Source organism: Massilia sp. BGA-UO-ETr-WB1, from assembly GCF_059567845.1.
This window is the reverse complement of sequence record NZ_JCAQOT010000007.1, coordinates 32,404-50,010: the sequence shown is the minus strand read 5'-3', so window position 1 is coordinate 50,010 and position 17,607 is coordinate 32,404. Positions and strand designations below refer to the sequence as shown.

The window sequence follows — 17,607 nt, the reverse complement described above, 5'->3', positions numbered from 1 at the left end:
CATGAATACAACGACGAGCGGCCGCACAGCACGCTGGGCAATCGGACGCCGAAGCAGTTTGCTGATGGCTTATTAACCGCAGACTCCAGTTCAGTTCCGTACTAATTTGGGTAGCAGGTCAACCGTTCCTAACGACTGCAGACGGTAGTCGGGTTTGTACTCCAATCCAGTCCGACTTACAGCCGAAAACTATCTCCTGATGCGATGGACTGACGCCTGCCGAGCGGGACGGTTTCGCATTGTTTACAAGCGCTCTGCAATTGGCAGAATCATACTTCCTTATCGAATTAGAAATTCTCTCCAATTCTCACAAGTTGAGGGACACGAATTTTATGTGGGGATTTCAACTCCGCAGTTTGTACGCACCTCACCATTTTCGTTATGGATTCCATAGGGACCGGTTGGCCTTCTATCGAACAGGAATATCATAAGCAGCGCACGTCAAGAAACAAGAAAAGAAAAATATGTTGGTATCACAAAAGCAACGCTTGCATATCTTTGCCGACGAGGGGAAGCTCCGTGAGTGACGAGGCACCGCCTGTGCTGTACACACCCGGCCCTGGTGAAGTGGGTGAGCCAGGTCAGGCATGTTGGGCTGCACGACACCATGCTCTGCGATGGCCGGAAGATGCGCCGCTCGGGCGATGCGCAACGAGTATTGCTGTCCTGCGAGCAGCGTTTGATGCCGCCCGCCGAATAGTCGCTTGCGGCCGGGATGAGAGAGCCTGCGATCCGCTGGCTATGCCAGGAGGCGGGTGTCGCGGGCGCGGCGGATGGGCTGAATGAAAGTCAGGTCGGCGCCGTCCAGCACATCCCGGGTGGCTAAATCATGAAACTTCAAGCCAGTCTCAGATTCTATAAAGGAGAGCGGGCGTTGCGACATCTCGAAGTCCTCCAGATTCTTAGCCACGCCGGTGTCTAGGTATTGTCCTTGGCTCATCAGGTAGGCTATGCAGCTTAACTGTCCAGTGCTTTGGCTGATGAAGGCCACCACTTTCCAGAAATCACGTGGGATGGGCACGTCAAACCGAGGCACATCGCCGGTGCGGAGGATGGGGCCGGTGAACACGCTCACCAGCTTCCTGTCCTCCTGCGCATTTAACAGGATGTAATCCTCCAGGTCGCCCCACAGGCCGTCGTTAAACGGCTGCCATTGAGGGCAGGCGTTGGTCGCGAAGAACGTGTCGATGTTGGCCCGTTGGGCAATTTCCTGGGGCCCCCAGTTTGGGTCTTGCCTACGGGTCATGTGTCCGCGCGAAAACTTGCGTTCACCCTGATCACCGTACGCTTCGCGCAACATCTGGTATTCCTTGCCGATGCGGCCATCGTAGCTCCAGGTGTCGTGGCGGGGAATTGACTTGGTCATGGCGCCATTGATATTGCATGCGGAGAATAGCGGCACGCGACGCGACATTGACTGGACAGTGCTGAAGTGTTCGTACTTGAGTTCGTAAGAACCATCTGCCAGTCTGGCAACGTCCTCCAGGTTGGCGATGGCTGGCAGTGCGATCTTATTGGAAATGCCGAGGAAGATTTCGGAGTAGCCGTCTCGGCCATGGAAATACGAGGGCGGCTTAGGCGTGGCAGCGACGCGTTGGATACCTGCCCAGGAAGTTTCGACTATCTGGATTTCGGATTCTGCCATGGCAACGCCCTTTTTTAAAGAGCCTTCGCCACCATGGCGCAGGCCAGGTTAACCGTCGCGCGCCAGTTTGGCACGCGCATTCTTGAGACTAAAAGAGGGTTTTCGGATTTCCGCGTAGCTTGGACGGGACACTTCCCAGTCGCGCTGGGCTTCGAGCTCGGCAACCTGCGAGTCGTTAACCTGCGCCTCCACCAAGGTGCCGGTCTTGGGCGTTAGCACCGCGTTGGGGAACAGCTGGCGTAGCTTGGCCTCGGCCGCCCGCCGTCCATTGGCGCTCCCCTTGTAAGTCAATACAACGCAAGTCACGTTACTTCTCCACTAACACTCCAAACCCTTCGTACTCAGAAGGCCAGCCCACCTTGCGCGCCGCTACGGACAGTGCTTGGATAAGGGCGTCGGTACGCTCCTTAGTGCGGCCCATCGCTAAGATGTCTGGCCGGCGAGACAAGATCCGCGCCGCCATTCCCGCGATAAAAGGCGATGCCATAGAGGTTCCTGACATCATCGCATACTTTTGGCCGGGGAATGTCGATAATACCGCGACACCCGGACCAATAAAGTCGGTAGCCATGCCGTAGTTCGAGAACTCCGCGACAAACTCTTTCTGGCGCCGCACTTCGCTTTCCTGGAACGACTCCGGGCAGTCAACCGGAAAGGTCCCGTCGCGTCCCAGCGCCCCCACCGCCATGGTATGACTATAGCGTCCCGGATATCGCAATTCCGGCTTGCCGTCGTTCCCGGTGGCGGCGAACACCACGATACCGGCGTCGCGCGCCTTCTCCAGCAGGTCTGGTACTTCCGGCATGGCCTCAAGGCTGCCCATGCTGATATTAATGATATCACACTGGTCAGCGATGGCTTGCTGCAGGGCGGCAGCGATGTCGGCCGACTTGGCGCGTCCCTTTTGCCCGCTCTTTGGACAGACTCGATAGGCCATGAGACGGCAGGCCGGGGCCACTCCGTAGACAGCTCCGCCGGGCTCTGCCTGTGCGGCGATGATGCCGGCAACGTGGGTGCCATGGCCAATGCCGTTGTCCAGGTAGTCCAGCTCGTCCTCGCCCGTCACCAGGCAACGGCCGCCCGCTACGGACAGTGCTTCGTGGGGGCCGACACCGCTGTCGATGACGCCCACGGTCACGCCTTTCCCGGCATCGGCGTCATAGCGCGCATAATGGCTGGTCAGAGCAAAAGCGTCTGGCAAAAGAGGTGTGGCCAGCAAGTCTAGCCGCTTCGGGGCTTCGACACGGTTGAACCCATCGGCATAGACCGACCAATGCGTATGTTCTGGCTCAGCCAGGATCATCTCTACTCTGGGATAGCTGAGGGGAATGGCAAGCGTGGCAATGCCATCGATGCCGGTGAGCGCTGCGACATGCGCACCACTGTCCCAATCCATCAGTGCCTTGATTCTGACGCCGGGTGCCGGCTCGCCTCCGGCGGCCGCGAAGCGCACCTGAAAGTGCTTGACCTTGGCATCGGGCGCCGCTTGTATTTCTGCGTCGCCGAGTTCGTCGCCCAGCGGACGGATGTACTGCAAATAGGCCCACGCGGACGGCGACATGCGCAGTCCCGGACTGCGATTGCGCATCGCCAGCAAGGCGGGCGAGTTTGCTTTCATGACCAAGGCATCGTCGAGATGGTTGAGTACCTGGAGTTTCAAGGCCCGCCGTCTCGGCAGCGCTGCCGACGCCAAATCCGCCAGCGTGTCAGCCACCGCTTGCCCGCCGATGGCGTCGAGCATCCGCCACTCCGGGTCGCCAGCAACAGCATTGCCTGAAGGCCAAACCACGACCACATCCGAAAATTTCTGTTCGTTGAGAATGCGCTTCTCGCGCAGCCTGTTGAGCAGACCTTCGATGCGCTGCGTTTGCGCAGGAGCGAAGCTGCTCTTCGTCAGCTTGAAACCGCTGGCTTTGACCGTTGCAGAATCCGCAATCACGGTAGGCGTCTTGGGCTTGCGTTGCGACTTGGTCTTTCCTTGCACCGCCGGTTTAGTGGACATTGCCGGTTTGCGTGCTGCTGATCTTGAATTCGCTGGCATAGGCAATTCCATTCATAGAGTGTCATCGCGGCGCGAGTCTGATGCCCAGATGCGCCTCCGGATCAGCTTGATCGACATGCAGGCCGCCCGACGTGATCCCTACTGCAGCGATCGCCGGCGGCTGTGAAGCGGGCATGTTGTTGGTGTAATGTAGCAAAATTTCCTTCAAGAATACTCACAGTTTGTCACGGACATCTGGGGGCACCATCTCAGGCCCTGCGCGGCGATGCGATGCCTGCTGTAAAAAGTATGAGTGCGCGATTGTAAAAATTAAATGTTGCATGTGGGTTTTGGATAGATTTCGGATTCATTTCCGCGTGCAAAATGTCTTTCTGGTAATTTCTTGCACATCTGACCAGCGACGAGCGCACAAAATCGGAGCGCTTTCCTGCGCCGCTTCCTGGTGCGCCATCGCGCCGCGTATTGTACGAGCGGGTATGTTGGGCATAGCCGGGGCCTCTCTGTTGTGATTGAAGTAGCAATGTTTTCATGCTTGCCTGTGAATCAAAACTCATTCTGAAATGGGGGGATCTATGAGACAGCGATACATTGTTTTTGGTTCGGGCGCGCCCGAACCGGCCGGGGCCGACATTTTAGCCGCGGGCGCAGCGATTGGAGAAGAACCGCCCAGCTTTGTTATGACTGTCGCCGAACTAAGCGATGCGGAGGCGCGCGACGCGCATGACGATCCCGCTGTGCGGGGCTTAGCACCGGCCGATGTCCCCATGAATCTCATTGTGCCAATGGATGGGTTGGCGACGGCTCTGGATGCGCCGCAATGGGGGCTGGACGCCACCGGCGTCTTGACGTCGCCCCGTACCGGCGCGGGCGTGCGGGTGGCGGTGCTGGATACCGGCCTGCAGGTAGAGCACGAAGCCTTCTCGACATTGCGAAAGGCGAACCGTATCCTTGTCCGCAACTTTACCAATGGCGATCCGAATGATGTCAGCGACACCAACGGCCACGGAACCCACTGCGCCGGCACTGTGGCGGGCGGCACAGTCGGCGAACGGCGCATCGGGATCGCGCCGAATGTCGATGCGCTCATTATCGGCAAGGTCTTGGGCGCAGGTGGCGGCAGCAACGAGACTATTCTCAAGGCTATCCAATGGGCGGCCGAGCAGCGTGCCCACATCATTTCCATGTCACTGGGGATCGATTTTCCCGGCTTGGTGAAGCGATTGCATGAGGTGAACGACCTGCCTATCCCGGCCGCGACATCGATGGCGCTCAAGCAGTATCGGGATACAGTCACTTTGTTCGGCAAGCTGGCTGATTTTTTGAGCACGCAGAACGTACTGCTCATCGCCGCCAGCGGCAACGAATCGAACCGGCCAAGCTACACGATCGATGTGGCACCGCCGGCCGCATCGGAATTCTTTATCAAGGTCGGTGCGGTTGGGCTGGCCAACAACGCTACGTTCCCGGTCGCGAATTTCTCCAACACAGGGCCCGACCTGGTGGGGCCTGGTGTCGATATCGTATCGGCCCGCATAGGGGGGGGGCTGACGGCGAAAAGCGGGACCAGCATGGCCACGCCGCATGTGGCGGGAGTGGCCGTACTGTGGGCCGAGTATCTGTTGCAGCAGAACGGCGCCGCCGCGTTTCAGGACATCAAGACCGAAGTCCTTGCGTCGGCCCGGCGCCTGGACGGCAGGCGCGTCGACGTTGGTCGCGGCCTCGTCACGGCCCCACAGGAGTGAGAGGACGGCATGAATAACGGATTTCCCACAAGGCAATATCCTTACCAGCGGGGAGGGTCGCCGTTGGCGCAGTTCGAAGCGGCTGCGGCGGCCCCCGCGCTTGCGGCTAATATCTTGCACCGCTTCATCGTCGGCCTGGACGACAGGCCTGCGCCGGACGGACCTCCCATGCCAAGTCCCCTCGCGCAGGCCGAGGCCGATGCGCTCGACGATCCCTTCGGGCGGTTGCTAAAGGCGGGGGGAACCCATCCGCTGGATGCCGACAGCCTGGTGGCAGCATTGGACGCCACGGCCATGATGCGCCGAAGCTTCGTGGTGGGCGAGGGCTTGCAAATCCCTTGGGACGAGCAGAGTGCCGGGCTGGCGCGCCAGCTGCGCATGGTCGTGAGCTGGAAGAAAGGGAATAACCTCGCGATCCTGCTCAGTACTGCGCCGCCATTCGACAGCCGGCAGATTTTCTTACAGGTGATCGGCTGGGATGAAACGGCGCGCCATTTTAACTATTATGAACGCCGGCTAGGCGTCTGGATTTTCGCCGGAAATTCCCGTCACGCCCTGTCCGAACCAACGCGTGGACGCGGCCCCTTCGACAGCCATGTAAATGGCGCCCTGGTTATGAAAGAGTTGAAGGCGCCATGGCTGCATTGGAGTTCGCAGGCGGCATTCGAATTGCCTGGCATAGCGCCGGACGACCCGTTGCGGCAGCAGCCTTTGTTCGCGCTGCGGGCGGGGGCGGAGGAACTTGAAAAACTGGTACGGACCGGTGTCGCGCTTTGGACTGGCGCGCGCCTCGACGCGGCGTTGTCTGGCAACTCGCTCGACGCGGCGCCGCCCCTGCTCCGGCACATCTTGACGCCGACGACCGTGAATCTGGTGTCGTCGGCAGCCGAAAGCCTGACCCAGCCGCCTAGCGGCCGTATGCCGGTGCCGATCACGCCGTTTCTGGATACTGGCCTGCTGCTGGACGTGCTGCAGATCGAAATCAATAGCGGGGCACCGAGCGCGCCATGGGCACATTACCGGCGCATGATCGAGGAGCATCGCTATGAGCTGCGTGACGAGGCCGGCGTGCTGGCTCTGAAGGGCGATACCCATTTCGCCTTGCCTGCGTTCGAGCGTTCGCTTGAGGACACGATGCTGGCTGCCGCGCTGGTGCAGCGTCGGGTGCTGTCTCCGCGCGTAGTGGCGTGTCTGGCGATGGTCGACTTTCCAAACCCCATATGGTCGCCGCGACGCGCCGCGTTGATGCGCCATGTTCCGCCGGTGGCGACGCTGGGCGGGTCGGGATGGGATCTCGGCGATCAGATCGTGGACGCCATCTCTGCCTCGGAAGGGCTCCCCGGCACGCCGGAAGCCGAGTTCATGCAATGGTGGCAGGTCGGCGAGAACTGGCAGGTCGATTTCGGACAGCGACTGGATGCGTATCTCGGCGCACTGCAGGCGCAGATGGATAGCTGGAACGGATTCGAAGCGATAGGCCGGCTGCTGGAATCCCACCGCCGCCAAGCCCGCAAGCGTCCACTGCTGGAATTTAGCCTGACCCTGCCGCGCGCCACCGCGCTACCCGATGCGACTTTGCGCATGACCCCCAACGCCACGATAGAGGAGCTATAAAATGCCAGTGATTGACCGTTTTACTCCGCCTGGATTTGCTGATGACCTGACCGACGCCAACAAGGCGCTGTGGAGTCAGTTCCTGTCTGAAAACTACTTCGCGCGCAGCAAGGAGGGCAACCTCGATGAGAACGATGGCCCGCGTAATCAATTTTTCAATCCCACCATTGACACCGTGGCGGGTGGCGTGATCGAGCAGATCATCACCTGGACGGCGTTTCCACGACAAGTCGCCATCGCGAGCGCCAGCGACACGCAACGCTGGCGAAAGGCCGACAGTTCGCGATCCCTGCAGGATGAATACTGCGAATGGTCGGTCCACCGGGAGGATGGTAAGATCCGATGGATCGACTTCACCAGCGAAGGGCCGGAGTACTGGCAGGTTCTGGGGCAGCTGCAACCCGATACGCTGGTTGAACTGTATCGCAAACACGTTTCACAGGATATCGACAAGCATGACCTGTTTCCCGCCGGCTCCTATGACCTATTCAATCGCTGGAACAATTCGACCACTAACGGTGCCATGCACCTGATCCAGCGGGCCAACACTCTGGGGGCCGAGATTGAGCTTGCTGCCGGCGCGAGCATCGTGCGCCGCCGTAGCGGCAATCTGCTTACCAATGTGCAGGAGCTGATCAACTGTTCACAGTATGGCGCTGCAGAACGGCACAGCGATCCGCATATCGGCGCCGAAGTCAATGCGCTGGCGCGCGCCGGTCACCTTGTCAGCCTGTCGGATCCAGTAGGTCTTTTCATCCAGGGATGCGATTTTTCCGGATTCCAACTACCGACCGGCAACGCGTCGCCGGACCAATGCTGGCACATTGTTCGCGGTACGAAGGAGCGGCCGCTCCGTGTGCGTTTCGCGCCGCCGGACGGGGAAACCTTTGCGGTCTCGGATATCCTGATCGATGGCAAATCGATTGAATTCGGCGGCCAGATCGCTGACAAGATCAGTATAGGCCTGGCTGGATGGGCGTCGCAAACGGTGTCACACCTTCAGATCGTGGATGGATGCCGGGGTGTTGTCGGCAATGCGCTTGCAGCGGTCGCCGCGACGACTGCGCGCGCATCCCGTCGCAGCTAATTGAGCGTCGCCAAACTGGCGACCTATACACTCGGCGATTACCGCAGGTTAAGCTGCTCCATACTAAGCGCGGGGCTAGACAATCTTATTGGTGCCGCACTTGCGTCGCGTGACCGAAAAAGACAGCCGCAACTGTATGACGCAGATTGGGGTAGTCGAATCGCGATGCGGTAAACAATAGAGCGCTTGTTTAAGGGGCGCTGCACTGTGGTGCCATAGCCGGCTGTTGTAACATTGCTGCTCAGTCAGAATTCGACTTGGTCGCAGTGTTCGTTGCCAGTAGGGCAGGAACTTTCAGATTATGGTCAGAAGGAATCAAGCTAAAAACTAATCGCCCTGCCCTAGGGAGGAACTTGCTTTGTTGGCGCCAACGCATGGCATTCTCTGCGCCGAGATAGTATTGCAATGCAAGATGCCCACCCAACTGCGTGGCCGTGGTTTCATGGCGATTTGTGCTCAGATCGTTATTCTGGCGTGATACTGTACGTCGTAGTTTAGTGTTGCGCGGAACTCACATTCTCGCGCAAACGAACCTGCCTTCGTGTTTTTGGAGTCTAAAGCATGGTAGGTTATATAAAATAACATGAGTGGAGCGTTACAGGGGAACCTTGTGACGGAAAATCATGAAACTTGGCCGCGACATCGATGAAATACCACATCACATAGCATGGTGTCATGCCAACGGCATGTCAGTTAGCGCGGACGATGCTGAACTTTTCCTTGATTATACTAATATTATGTCAAAGTTGGTTCATCGCCATTACCCTGATTTTCTTCCCAGTGATCTACCAGGTTATTTGACCTATTCTGGTGACAAGGTGAATTTCACTGTTCCCTATAATCTGGTTCCGATGTTTCCAGCCCCCAATCAGATAACATGGATGGTTCCAATTATCTCATCTGCTCGCTTGATGGATTCAAGTATGTTCTGCTTTAGCGGCAGTTCAACTTTCCTAGGGCAACTTGAGTCTATCGGAGATTTGGACTTCTGTGAGTATATTTCTGAAGATGAAGAGATCGGGAGTGCATTTGAGCGAAAGCGCAGCTGTACTGAACTCAGGTTAATGAAGGTCAAGTGCGGGCGTATCGTTGCCTCAGATCCTTTTCCAAGAGCCGTTTTTCCTGATTCGAAGATAAGCGCGAAGATAGCTAACCCTTTTAAGATTGATTATATCCACACCGACGGGAAGTATGGGGATCTGGCGGTGACGAATGTTGTAATTGTGACTTGTAATATCGAACCCGATCCCGCTTTAGAGCGAAGCTTCGCGTTTCAAGAAGTCGTTGTTGGGTCCATTCCGTTAGGTAAGCGCCGAAATCTGCATGACGTTGGTGAATTTGGTCGATATGCTAATTGGCTGAAAGACGAAGTGGGAAAATATGTGTCCAAGGCTGAACGTGATCCAAGCAGTCTGTACTTAACATTAAAGGCTTTAAAAAGAGCTCTCTCTTGGTTTTTAATTGTCGGCTTGGAACAAGAGGTTAATTCTATTCTGATAAATTTGAAAGGTGAGTCGGTTGAAAGGTTCGCTTCTGTCTATCGCGCGAAGGAGGTTGAGAATTTGACTAGGAGAGGTGCTGCGGGAGCTAGTCAATCGGGGTTGATGCTTCCTGAAGATGAGCAAGTTGCGTTATTTTCAGATTTACTGCAACTGGCCAAGAATCTTTTGAACACGATGCACGCATATATGATGGCGCAACCGATGGGGGAGCCGGGATGAATATTCCAGATGGAGCGAAAGGTTTAAGCCCGGACAAAGATGCAAGTTTAGTTGAGTTGGAAAAAGAACTAGCGCAGCGCGCCGCAAAATTGCTGGTTCCAAAACCAGACACTTCGCTGCTGATTGCGCTTCGAACGGAGCGTGAGGCATTGATTCAGCGCATTAAGAGAAGTGATCAAATTTCTGCTGTTGCGGTAGCGCGAAATGCCGAAAGTGTGCCTATAAAATCTCACGATAATGATATGCTCCAAAAACAACGTGATACTGAGGTGTTTGTTGTATTTATTAACTCGTATGATAGGAAGCGTTTTCCTCGCGTGCGGACTACTTCATACTCGGGATCTGATAAGTCCTTGAGCGAAACATCCAAAGTCGCTTACCGAGGATGGTCGAAGCGTTTAAATCAAAATAGGCAATTCGATGATGAGGAGGTGGTGATTGATGTTATTGAGAATCCCAAAATTTCCAAGCCTCATGGTGAGGTGGTAGCTACGAAAGGCGACGGTACCATAATTAAAAAAATGGGCGTATACGGTGTTTACGGTAAAACACAACACTTAAACCTGAAGGTCGACATAAAAAGATTGGCAGAATTTCTCAAAGATGGTGCTGTCGTAACGAGTGCTGCGGCTAAACTTGTTGAAAAAATAAGCTCAATTCCGCCATCGGCGGCACCCCCTCAAAGAAAAGATCAATCGTATGCTTTGATGTGGCGGCCTGCAGTCGGCACTGGAGAAAGAAGTGCTCTTGGGAAAGATGCTAGGGGGCTGTTGAAAAAAAACATTTAGTGGAATAAAAATCCCAGTCGACCTATTGCTTCCGCTGAATGGCCAAAAGGGCAAGTCGGCGCGATGTGACCGGGGAGATGGATAATCGATTCATTCTTCGGATGGTCAAGCTGGCATCCTGCCACAGTGAGCTACTGCACCGATCTGAAAAGGGGGGCGAAATTCCTGCCATTCCGGAGTGAATGCCTAGCGCGAAGGCGATACCATCATCGCATCAAGTCCCACACCAGATATTCCTCGCGAGGTGCACATCATGACTACAGCGTACATTCCGATCGACCCTACGCCCTGGTTGGCGCGCGGTGATCCGGTTTCCATGCCAACGGATGCGCGCAGCGGCGACACCGTAAGCACACGCGTCTGGTTTGATGAATTCGCCTGGCTGGAGGTGCTGTACAACGATGCCGCCAACCGCTCGCCCAAACTTCGCTATCCGGACCTGATCAGCGCCTGCGTGTCGCTGGTGTTCAACGCACCGATGCCCGAGCGGCGTATCTTCGTCTTCCTGCACACGCGGCTGGTGTTGCGTGATCAGGAGACGGCACGACGGCAAGAAGACATGTGGCGCGAGCAGTATCAGCTGTTGCTGGCGTTGCAGAAGTCCGAGCAGAACCGCCATCCTCATCCGCAGTTCAAGCTGGATCACTTCACCACCGCCTGCGTGGCCTTGGCGATGGAGGAAGAAGGAGCGAAAGAAAAGTTGTTCGAACAGGCGCGCCGCAACATCGCCCGCCGCGCCGCACCATATTTCACCTGACGTTCTCCCGCGCCCAAACGGCGCGCACCTTGCTGTTCACCGCGCCTGGCTAACGCCGGCATACCCGAAGCCACCTGGTTCCTCGCAAGAGCGCGAGGCCGAATCCATGTCGGGCTATGCCGAGAGGTGAACATGCGCATTCTTATTCATTCCATATTGCCGCTGCTTGTCATCCCGGGACTGGCAAACGCCTGCTGGGAACAAGCGGCGCGGCAACGCGACGTGCCCGTCGTTTTGCTGCAGGCGATGGCCGACGTCGAATCCGGCATGAACCAGGCCGCCGTCAACAATAGTCATTTTCAGCGCACTGGCACGGTCGATATCGGCTACATGCAGGTCAATTCCGATGCGCGCATGTTGCGCAACCTGGGCGTTACCCAGCGCGCGCTGTTCGATCCCTGCACCAACATTGACGCAGGTGCGCGCATTCTCGCCGAAAAGATGGCGCGCTATGGGCGCACCTGGGAAGCCGTCGGCGCCTACAACGCTTCATGCGTCACCATGACCGCGGAGCAGTGCCTGCGCGTGCGCATGCGCTACGCATGGCGCGTGTATCGGTCGCTGGTGCGGCGAACGGCACCGGAGGGCGGCGATACCACCCGGCTGGCAAGCTCCGCCGCCATTTCCTCCGTGAACGTGCGATGACGCGCCGCATTGCGTTGATGGCGGTGATCGCCGCGGTCTCGGCGAGTTGGCCAATGCTGCTTGCCGGCTGCACAAGCGCAGCGGCGCGGCCCGACGCCATGCCCGCGCGTACGGAGCATCTGATTACGCGTTATCGCATCGCACAGCTCGGTCAATCCCAAGGCAGCTATTTCGCGCTATGTCTTGAACCGGCGTGTCCATCGCTGACGCCCAAGACGCCATCCGAGTCGGCGGGCCCGACGGCCCACGCTGGCACTGGGGGCGCCGCTTCTTTCACCGAAACTCCTGCAGGTGTGCCTGACACGCTGGTGATCCAGTTCCCGAGTGGCTCCGCAGCGCTCGGCCCAGGAGGGGCGAGGGCGTTGTCCCAGCTGTCCGGGGCGATGCGCGGTACCGGACGGATCGCCATCGCCGGACGCACAGACAGTACCGGCAGCGATGCGGTCAATCACCGTCTCGCATGGGCCCGGGCACGCGTCGTCGCCGACCATCTGCGCGACCAGCTGGGTGTGGCGCCCGGGCGCCTGTCATGGGAAGGGCGCGGCGCGTGCTGCTACGTGGGAGATAACCTCACCCGCATTGGCCGCCAGGCCAACCGGCGCGCCGAAGTCACATGGCACCCCTCACTGGAGCCCCGGCCATGAGCCCCATCCAGGCGTTCCGTACGAAGCGACCGAACCTGCTGCGCTGGCCGTGGACGCGGCCTCGCGGCAGGCGCTTCGCGCGCGGGCGTCAGCGCCGCAAGGCCATGGTGCGGGGGCCGCCTGCACCTAACCGGCTGCCAAGAGACGCGCATGGCGCCGCATTAAAGAGTGTGTCGAGTGTAAATTTCAAGGAGGACTGAATGAGTACGTTGAGTTCGTGGGCGCCGCTGCCCACATCCTGGCGCCTGCCGCGCAAAGGCCTGAGTGCCGTCGCATTGATGGCGCTGATGCTGCTGGGGCTGCTGGTAGCCGCTCCAGGTCAGGCGATCGATCTGGTCGCGTTTTCCGGCCTGACCGGCCCACTGGTGTCCGCGCTGGCGCAGATGGCCGATCTGGCGCCGGGCATCAAGGCGATGGTCGGCTTCATCGGCTTCGTGGTGGCGCTGATCTCGCTGGCGGCGCTGCGCAACTTCGGACCGGTGCTGTTCTATATCGGTCTGGCCATCTTTGCCGCCGTCGGGCTCGTCATTGCGGGCGCCATCATGGGCGCGGTGATCTAGTAGGGCAGGGAGGACGGGATGCTTGCCGATACCTACATTCCACGCCGGTTGGACGATCAATGGAAGATCGGATTGTGGGACGTCGATGTGGCGGCGCCCGTCCTGTTCATGCTGTTCGTTGGCTACCTGGCCAACACGCTTTGGGGCTTTGCCGTGGCCAGCGCCATCGGCCTGTATTTTGCCCGTCTGATGGCGCGCACCAAGGCCGACAAGCATGCCGCCTATGCCTTGCACTGGCTGTATTGGTATTTGCCCACCAATCCCGTGAGCTCGATGCGCGCCACGCCGCCGTCGCACATCCGGCGCATGGTGGGCTAAGGAGGGAACATGGACAACACCCGCTACCAGGACGATCTGCGGGACCTGCGCGCGCGTATCCGCGCCCATCGCCTTGCCTTGGGCGTGCTGTGCCTGTGCCTCTTGGTCACGCTCCTGATCACGTATTCGCTGGTGGGCGCGCAGCGCGTGGTGGTGACGCCGCCGCACGTGACCAAATCGTTCTGGGTGTCAGGCGAGCGGGTCGGCAGCGCCTACCTGGAGCAAATGGGCGGCTATGTCGCCTGGCTGATGCTGGACCTGACGCCCGCGTCGGCCGGCTGGAAAAAGGATGCCCTGTTGAGCTTCGTGGCGCCGGAAGACTATGAGGCGCTCAAGCTGCAGATGGAGCTGGAAGCCGAACGCCTGCGCAAAATCAACGGCTCCACCTACTTCCAGCTGCAGCAACTCGAACCCGACGAGGAGACGCAGACGGTGCTCATGACAGGACGGCTGCGCACCCTCATCAACGGGCAGGAGACGTCGCTGCTGCAAAAGCGCTTTCGGGCTAGTTTCCAGTTTCGCGGCGGGCGCACCCATCTGAAAACATTCAAGGGGGTTGGCAATGAACAGTAGGCATCCAGCCATGCTGCTCGCACTGACATGCTGGGCCGGTGGCGCTTGCGCCGCGCAGCCGCGCGAGGTGCGCGACGGGGAAACCATGGAGGCGGCGATCGCCGCCGATGCGCCGACCCGCGTCCGGCTGGAAGGGCAGCGTATCGTCAACGTGGTGGGCAACATCCATTCCACCAGCAACTGCGACAGCGCGCCGCCGGCAGGCAACGCGCCGCTGGCCACGTCGCCCTTGGCCGCGCCCGCCGTCAACCCGCGCGGCGACGTCATCCTTAACTGCGACCTGGACAAGGGCGAAATCTACGTGCGCCCGGCCGCGGCCGGCCATGCCGGCCCGACCCGTCCGATCAGCCTGTTCGTGTCGTCGCCGCGCGCGACCTACACGCTGCTGCTGCGCCCCGCCCAGATGCCTGCCGACAGCCTCGTTTTGCGCGACCGGCGCAGCGAAGTAAGCGAGCCCGCTGCCAAGGCTACACGGCCGCAGGCCACCAGCCATGTGCGCGCGTTGAAGTCGATGTTGATGTCGATGACGCAAGGGCGGACGGCGGACGGCGTGCGCATCCAGCAGTTGGATGTGGCGCAAGCGCTGTGGCGGGAGGCCGAGTTCAGGCTGATTCGGCGCCACGAGGGACGCGCCCTGCTGGGCGAGATCTACCGGCTGCGCAACACCGGCGCGGCGCCCATGGTGCTGGCCGAGCAGGAATTCGATCAAGACGGCGTGCTGGCGGTCGCCATCGAGCGGCACAACCTGCCGCCGGGCGCCACCACCTTGGTGCATGTGATCCGCGCACAGGAGGGCACGCCATGAGATTGCGAGAGAAATGGCGCACCGCAACCGGCCGCCTCAGTACCCGGCAGCGACAGTATCTGTTGGCGGCCGGCATCCTGGCAGGCGGCATCGGCACACTCTGGTTGGTGCTGACGCTCGCCGGCGGCGACAAGGCCAAGGCGGCGCCGCGCGCGGACCGCGCCAAGGAGAAAGTGGTGGTCAAGCCCGAACAGGAGGGCGTCACACCGCTGCGCGTCGATCCGCTCGACCAGTGGGTGGGCACGGCCGGCAAGACCTTGGCGCAATACAAGGTGGACAAGGATGCGCAGGACCGGTTCAACCTGGACCGCAAGGCGGGCGAACAATCGCTGATGCAGCGCCTGGCCGAACTGGAACGTCGCCAGCAGGAGCAAAGCCCGGGCGGCTCGCCGGGGCCGGCGGTTGCCGCCTCGCAGGTGCCGACGCTCGCTGCGGCATCCCCGGGGCCTGCCCCCGCTGCCGTGTCGGCCGCATCCCCGCGCTCAGCGATGCCGCCGCCGGATATGCCGGGATTCCCGCCAGGCTCACCGGTGGCGCCCGTCGTTGGCGCCGGCATGGGGCCGAGCGCCCAGGCAGCGCTGGCTGAACCGCCGCCGGTACTGGTGCGTGTCAGTCTGGCCGTGCCGGCCACCACCGCAGGGCAGGCGCCAAGCGGCGAGGCCGATATCCAGGATGCGCAGGGAGAGCGGGAGGAGGAAGGCGGCGTACTGGAGAGCTATCTGCCGGTCGGCTTCATTCGCGGCGAAACCTTGAGCGGCATTGCCGCCCCGACCGGCGGCCAGGCGCAGGCCAACCCGCTGCCCGTGTTGATCCGGCTGTTGGACAATGCGGTGTTGCCGAACCACTATCGCGGCGAGGTGAAGGAATGCTTCGTCATCGCTTCCGGCTACGGCAGCATCAGCTCCTCGCGCGCTTATCTGCGCACGGTGAACCTGTCCTGCGTGCGCCGCGACGGCCGCACCCTGGAGGTGAAGATCGACGGCAACGTCCACGGCGAGGACGGCATGCTGGGCTTGCGCGGGCGCCTGGTGACCATGCAGGGCCAGATGCTGGCCAACGCGCTACGCGCCGGCATCGTCAGCGGCATCGGCCAGGGCTTCGCCCAAGGCGGCGCGACCTACTCGGCAACGCCGTTCGGCACGCTCACCACCGGGCCCGAGGGCATGGATGAGCGCATGCGGCGTGGCGTCGCGGGCGGCGTCGGCCGCGCGCTGGACAACCTGGCGAACTACTACATCAAGCTAGCCGAGGAGACCTTCCCGGTCATTGAAGTGTTCGCCAAGCGGCAAGTGGACATTGTGCTGACCAAGGGCATTCGGCTGCCACGGCTGGGCAAGGAGGCGCGCGATGACAACACGGACTAAGTGGCTGCCGCTGGTGCTGGCGGCGGCGCTGCAGCCGGCCTTAGCGGGCCGGACGGAGGACGCGTTGCTGGCCAGCCTGCGCCAGGCCCATCCGGCGACCCGCTTCGACCGCGTGGCGCCGACGCCGGTTCCGGGCCTGTACGAAGTGTGGATGGGCGAGAACGTCGCCTATGTGCGTCGCGGGCATGTGCGCTACCTGGTGTTCGGCCACTTGTTTGACGCCCGTCGGATGCAGGATGTGACGGCGTCCCGCAAGGCCGGCGGGATGGCCGGGCACGCGAGCCCGGTGGCCGATGCCAACGCATCGGGTGATGTGGTGGACCTGCCGGCGATACCGGTTGAAGACGCCATCACGCTGGTGCGCGGTACCGGTGCGCGGCGCCTGCTGGTGTTTACCGACCCGGCCTGCGCCTACTGCCGCCAGCTCGACGCCGCCTTGCGGCGCCTGCGCGACGTCACCGTCCTGCACTACCTGTTGCCCTATCAGGGGCGCCAACTGCCCGAGGCGATCTGGTGCGCCCAGGACCGCGACGCGGCGTACGCGCGCGCCATGGCCGATGGCGCCATGCCAGCTGGCCCTGCGCAGCCCTGTGCCAGTCCGCTGGAGCGCAATCTCGCGCTGGCGGCCCGGCTGGGCGTGCAGGCGACGCCCACGCTGGTGTTCGCCGACGGCAGGCGGATCGCCGGGGCGCTGGGCAGCGACGACATCGAAGCCGGATTGGCGCGCGCCGCCGGCGGGACTGATCAGGCCGACGGCCTGGCAAGGAGCGGACATGGAATACATCGGCGGTAACAAGATCATGGCGCGCAAGCTGCGCGTGCTGGGCCTGCTGGCGCTGGCCGGCTGCGGCAATCTGTCGGGCCTGGACGGCTCGCCCAAGTTGAGCTGCAAGGCGCCGGAGGGCGTGCACTGCGCTTCCGTGTCCGCCAACTACCACAATCGTTCTGTCCCAAGTGGCGATGGTGCGCCTCGCCATGAGGCCGCATTGGCCCGGCCGCTGGCGACGGAAGCGCCGCAGAGCGCCGCGCCGCCGGGGCTGGACCCGGTCGCCCTGCGCTCGCCGGTGCGGGTGCTGCGGCTGTGGGTCAAGGCCTGGGAGGACAGCGACCGCGATCTGGTCGACCAGTCCTACGTTTATGTACGCATCGACGATGGCCAATGGCAGCTGGCGCACGCCCAGCGCGCCGCGCGTGAAGCCTACGCGCCGCTGCGTCCGCCGCCATCGCGTCCGCCCAGCCAGCTGGAAACCGCCGCCCCGCCGACGGCGGCCAGCGACGGCGCCGAGGTGGCGCGCTCCGCCGCAACCGCGCCACCGGCCGCCGGGCCGCAGCGCCAATAGTT

The 17,607-nt window shown here is 60.8% G+C and carries 18 protein-coding genes; 15 read left to right on the top strand and 3 right to left on the bottom strand.

Going from position 1 to position 17,607, the window contains the following annotated elements:
* Positions 1-739: 739 nt before the first annotated feature.
* Genes AC56DV_RS00940 through AC56DV_RS00930 form a run of 3 tightly spaced genes read right to left on the bottom strand, consistent with a single transcriptional unit; the run spans position 740 to position 3,647 of the window.
* A complete protein-coding gene (locus tag AC56DV_RS00940) occupies positions 740-1,645 on the bottom strand; it encodes a DNA/RNA non-specific endonuclease (protein WP_496312437.1) in 906 nt (301 codons plus the stop codon).
* A 48-nt stretch (positions 1,646-1,693) separates the two neighbouring features.
* The gene (locus AC56DV_RS00935; protein WP_496312436.1) at positions 1,694-1,951 is read right to left on the bottom strand and encodes a hypothetical protein; all 258 of its coding nucleotides are present in this window, start codon (positions 1,949-1,951) and stop codon (positions 1,694-1,696) included.
* Between the two features lies 1 nt (position 1,952).
* Positions 1,953-3,647 carry a S8 family serine peptidase gene (locus tag AC56DV_RS00930; protein ID WP_496312435.1) on the bottom strand — a complete coding sequence of 565 codons (1,695 nt, stop codon included), beginning with the start codon at positions 3,645-3,647 and terminating at the stop codon, positions 1,953-1,955.
* 572 nt (positions 3,648-4,219) lie between these two features.
* Between AC56DV_RS00930 and AC56DV_RS00925 the strand changes: the two genes are divergently transcribed.
* The 15 genes from AC56DV_RS00925 (at position 4,220) to AC56DV_RS00855 (ending at position 17,605) form a co-directional block, all read left to right on the top strand.
* Positions 4,220-5,389, top strand: a complete 1,170-nt coding sequence (locus AC56DV_RS00925; protein ID WP_496312434.1) for a S8 family serine peptidase — start codon at positions 4,220-4,222, stop codon at positions 5,387-5,389.
* A 63-nt stretch (positions 5,390-5,452) separates the two neighbouring features.
* The gene (locus tag AC56DV_RS00920) at positions 5,453-7,003 is read left to right on the top strand and encodes a hypothetical protein (RefSeq protein WP_496312433.1); all 1,551 of its coding nucleotides are present in this window, start codon (positions 5,453-5,455) and stop codon (positions 7,001-7,003) included.
* A 1-nt stretch (position 7,004) separates the two neighbouring features.
* On the top strand, positions 7,005-8,090 hold the full coding sequence (locus AC56DV_RS00915; protein WP_496312432.1) for a DUF8225 domain-containing protein: 1,086 nt from the start codon (positions 7,005-7,007) through the stop codon (positions 8,088-8,090).
* 623 nt (positions 8,091-8,713) lie between these two features.
* Complete coding sequence (locus AC56DV_RS00910; protein ID WP_496312431.1) at positions 8,714-9,811, top strand: hypothetical protein; 1,098 nt, start codon at positions 8,714-8,716, stop codon at positions 9,809-9,811.
* Entirely contained in the window at positions 9,808-10,599 is a 792-nt protein-coding gene (locus AC56DV_RS00905) for a hypothetical protein (RefSeq protein WP_496312430.1), read from the top strand. Before AC56DV_RS00910 ends, AC56DV_RS00905 begins: the two co-directional genes overlap by 4 nt.
* A gap of 253 nt (positions 10,600-10,852) precedes the next feature.
* Positions 10,853-11,356, top strand: coding sequence for a hypothetical protein (locus AC56DV_RS00900; RefSeq protein WP_496312429.1), 504 nt, complete (start codon positions 10,853-10,855; stop codon positions 11,354-11,356).
* Positions 11,357-11,488: 132 nt separating this feature from the next.
* Positions 11,489-12,001, top strand: coding sequence for a lytic transglycosylase domain-containing protein (locus tag AC56DV_RS00895; protein ID WP_496312428.1), 513 nt, complete (start codon positions 11,489-11,491; stop codon positions 11,999-12,001).
* On the top strand, positions 11,998-12,645 hold the full coding sequence (locus tag AC56DV_RS00890) for an OmpA family protein (protein ID WP_496312427.1): 648 nt from the start codon (positions 11,998-12,000) through the stop codon (positions 12,643-12,645). Before AC56DV_RS00895 ends, AC56DV_RS00890 begins: the two co-directional genes overlap by 4 nt.
* A gap of 200 nt (positions 12,646-12,845) precedes the next feature.
* Positions 12,846-13,205, top strand: a complete 360-nt coding sequence (locus tag AC56DV_RS00885; RefSeq protein ID WP_377705324.1) for a hypothetical protein — start codon at positions 12,846-12,848, stop codon at positions 13,203-13,205.
* Between the two features lie 18 nt (positions 13,206-13,223).
* Positions 13,224-13,523 carry a type IV conjugative transfer system protein TraL gene (traL, locus tag AC56DV_RS00880; protein ID WP_377705323.1) on the top strand — a complete coding sequence of 100 codons (300 nt, stop codon included), beginning with the start codon at positions 13,224-13,226 and terminating at the stop codon, positions 13,521-13,523.
* A 9-nt stretch (positions 13,524-13,532) separates the two neighbouring features.
* On the top strand, positions 13,533-14,096 hold the full coding sequence (traE, locus tag AC56DV_RS00875; RefSeq protein ID WP_377705322.1) for a type IV conjugative transfer system protein TraE: 564 nt from the start codon (positions 13,533-13,535) through the stop codon (positions 14,094-14,096).
* A gap of 10 nt (positions 14,097-14,106) precedes the next feature.
* Positions 14,107-14,901 (top strand): type-F conjugative transfer system secretin TraK, encoded by a 795-nt coding sequence (locus AC56DV_RS00870; protein ID WP_496312426.1) that lies wholly within the window; start codon positions 14,107-14,109, stop codon positions 14,899-14,901.
* Positions 14,898-16,265 carry a TraB/TrbI/VirB10 family type IV secretion system protein gene (locus AC56DV_RS00865; protein WP_496312425.1) on the top strand — a complete coding sequence of 456 codons (1,368 nt, stop codon included), beginning with the start codon at positions 14,898-14,900 and terminating at the stop codon, positions 16,263-16,265. The genes AC56DV_RS00870 and AC56DV_RS00865 overlap by 4 nt, the downstream gene beginning before the upstream one ends.
* Positions 16,249-17,058 carry a DsbC family protein gene (locus tag AC56DV_RS00860; protein WP_496312424.1) on the top strand — a complete coding sequence of 270 codons (810 nt, stop codon included), beginning with the start codon at positions 16,249-16,251 and terminating at the stop codon, positions 17,056-17,058. Before AC56DV_RS00865 ends, AC56DV_RS00860 begins: the two co-directional genes overlap by 17 nt.
* Entirely contained in the window at positions 17,039-17,605 is a 567-nt protein-coding gene (locus tag AC56DV_RS00855) for a TraV family lipoprotein (protein WP_496312423.1), read from the top strand. Before AC56DV_RS00860 ends, AC56DV_RS00855 begins: the two co-directional genes overlap by 20 nt.
* Positions 17,606-17,607: the final 2 nt, after the last annotated feature.

What these genes read in the sequence shown, in the direction of transcription:
- AC56DV_RS00860 (WP_496312424.1), top strand. Translation starts at nt 16,249, where the DNA reads ATGACAACACGGACTAAGTGGCTGCCGCTGGTGCTGGCGGCGGCGCTG.
- traL (WP_377705323.1), top strand. Translation starts at nt 13,224, where the DNA reads ATGCTTGCCGATACCTACATTCCACGCCGGTTGGACGATCAATGGAAG.
- AC56DV_RS00940 (WP_496312437.1), bottom strand. Translation starts at nt 1,645, where the DNA reads ATGGCAGAATCCGAAATCCAGATAGTCGAAACTTCCTGGGCAGGTATC.
- AC56DV_RS00930 (WP_496312435.1), bottom strand. Translation starts at nt 3,647, where the DNA reads ATGTCCACTAAACCGGCGGTGCAAGGAAAGACCAAGTCGCAACGCAAG.
- AC56DV_RS00900 (WP_496312429.1), top strand. Translation starts at nt 10,853, where the DNA reads ATGACTACAGCGTACATTCCGATCGACCCTACGCCCTGGTTGGCGCGC.
- AC56DV_RS00905 (WP_496312430.1), top strand. Translation starts at nt 9,808, where the DNA reads ATGAATATTCCAGATGGAGCGAAAGGTTTAAGCCCGGACAAAGATGCA.
- AC56DV_RS00855 (WP_496312423.1), top strand. Translation starts at nt 17,039, where the DNA reads ATGGAATACATCGGCGGTAACAAGATCATGGCGCGCAAGCTGCGCGTG.
- AC56DV_RS00895 (WP_496312428.1), top strand. Translation starts at nt 11,489, where the DNA reads ATGCGCATTCTTATTCATTCCATATTGCCGCTGCTTGTCATCCCGGGA.
- traE (WP_377705322.1), top strand. Translation starts at nt 13,533, where the DNA reads ATGGACAACACCCGCTACCAGGACGATCTGCGGGACCTGCGCGCGCGT.
- AC56DV_RS00910 (WP_496312431.1), top strand. Translation starts at nt 8,714, where the DNA reads ATGAAACTTGGCCGCGACATCGATGAAATACCACATCACATAGCATGG.
- AC56DV_RS00925 (WP_496312434.1), top strand. Translation starts at nt 4,220, where the DNA reads ATGAGACAGCGATACATTGTTTTTGGTTCGGGCGCGCCCGAACCGGCC.
- AC56DV_RS00915 (WP_496312432.1), top strand. Translation starts at nt 7,005, where the DNA reads ATGCCAGTGATTGACCGTTTTACTCCGCCTGGATTTGCTGATGACCTG.
- AC56DV_RS00885 (WP_377705324.1), top strand. Translation starts at nt 12,846, where the DNA reads ATGAGTACGTTGAGTTCGTGGGCGCCGCTGCCCACATCCTGGCGCCTG.
- AC56DV_RS00890 (WP_496312427.1), top strand. Translation starts at nt 11,998, where the DNA reads ATGACGCGCCGCATTGCGTTGATGGCGGTGATCGCCGCGGTCTCGGCG.
- AC56DV_RS00865 (WP_496312425.1), top strand. Translation starts at nt 14,898, where the DNA reads ATGAGATTGCGAGAGAAATGGCGCACCGCAACCGGCCGCCTCAGTACC.
- AC56DV_RS00870 (WP_496312426.1), top strand. Translation starts at nt 14,107, where the DNA reads ATGCTGCTCGCACTGACATGCTGGGCCGGTGGCGCTTGCGCCGCGCAG.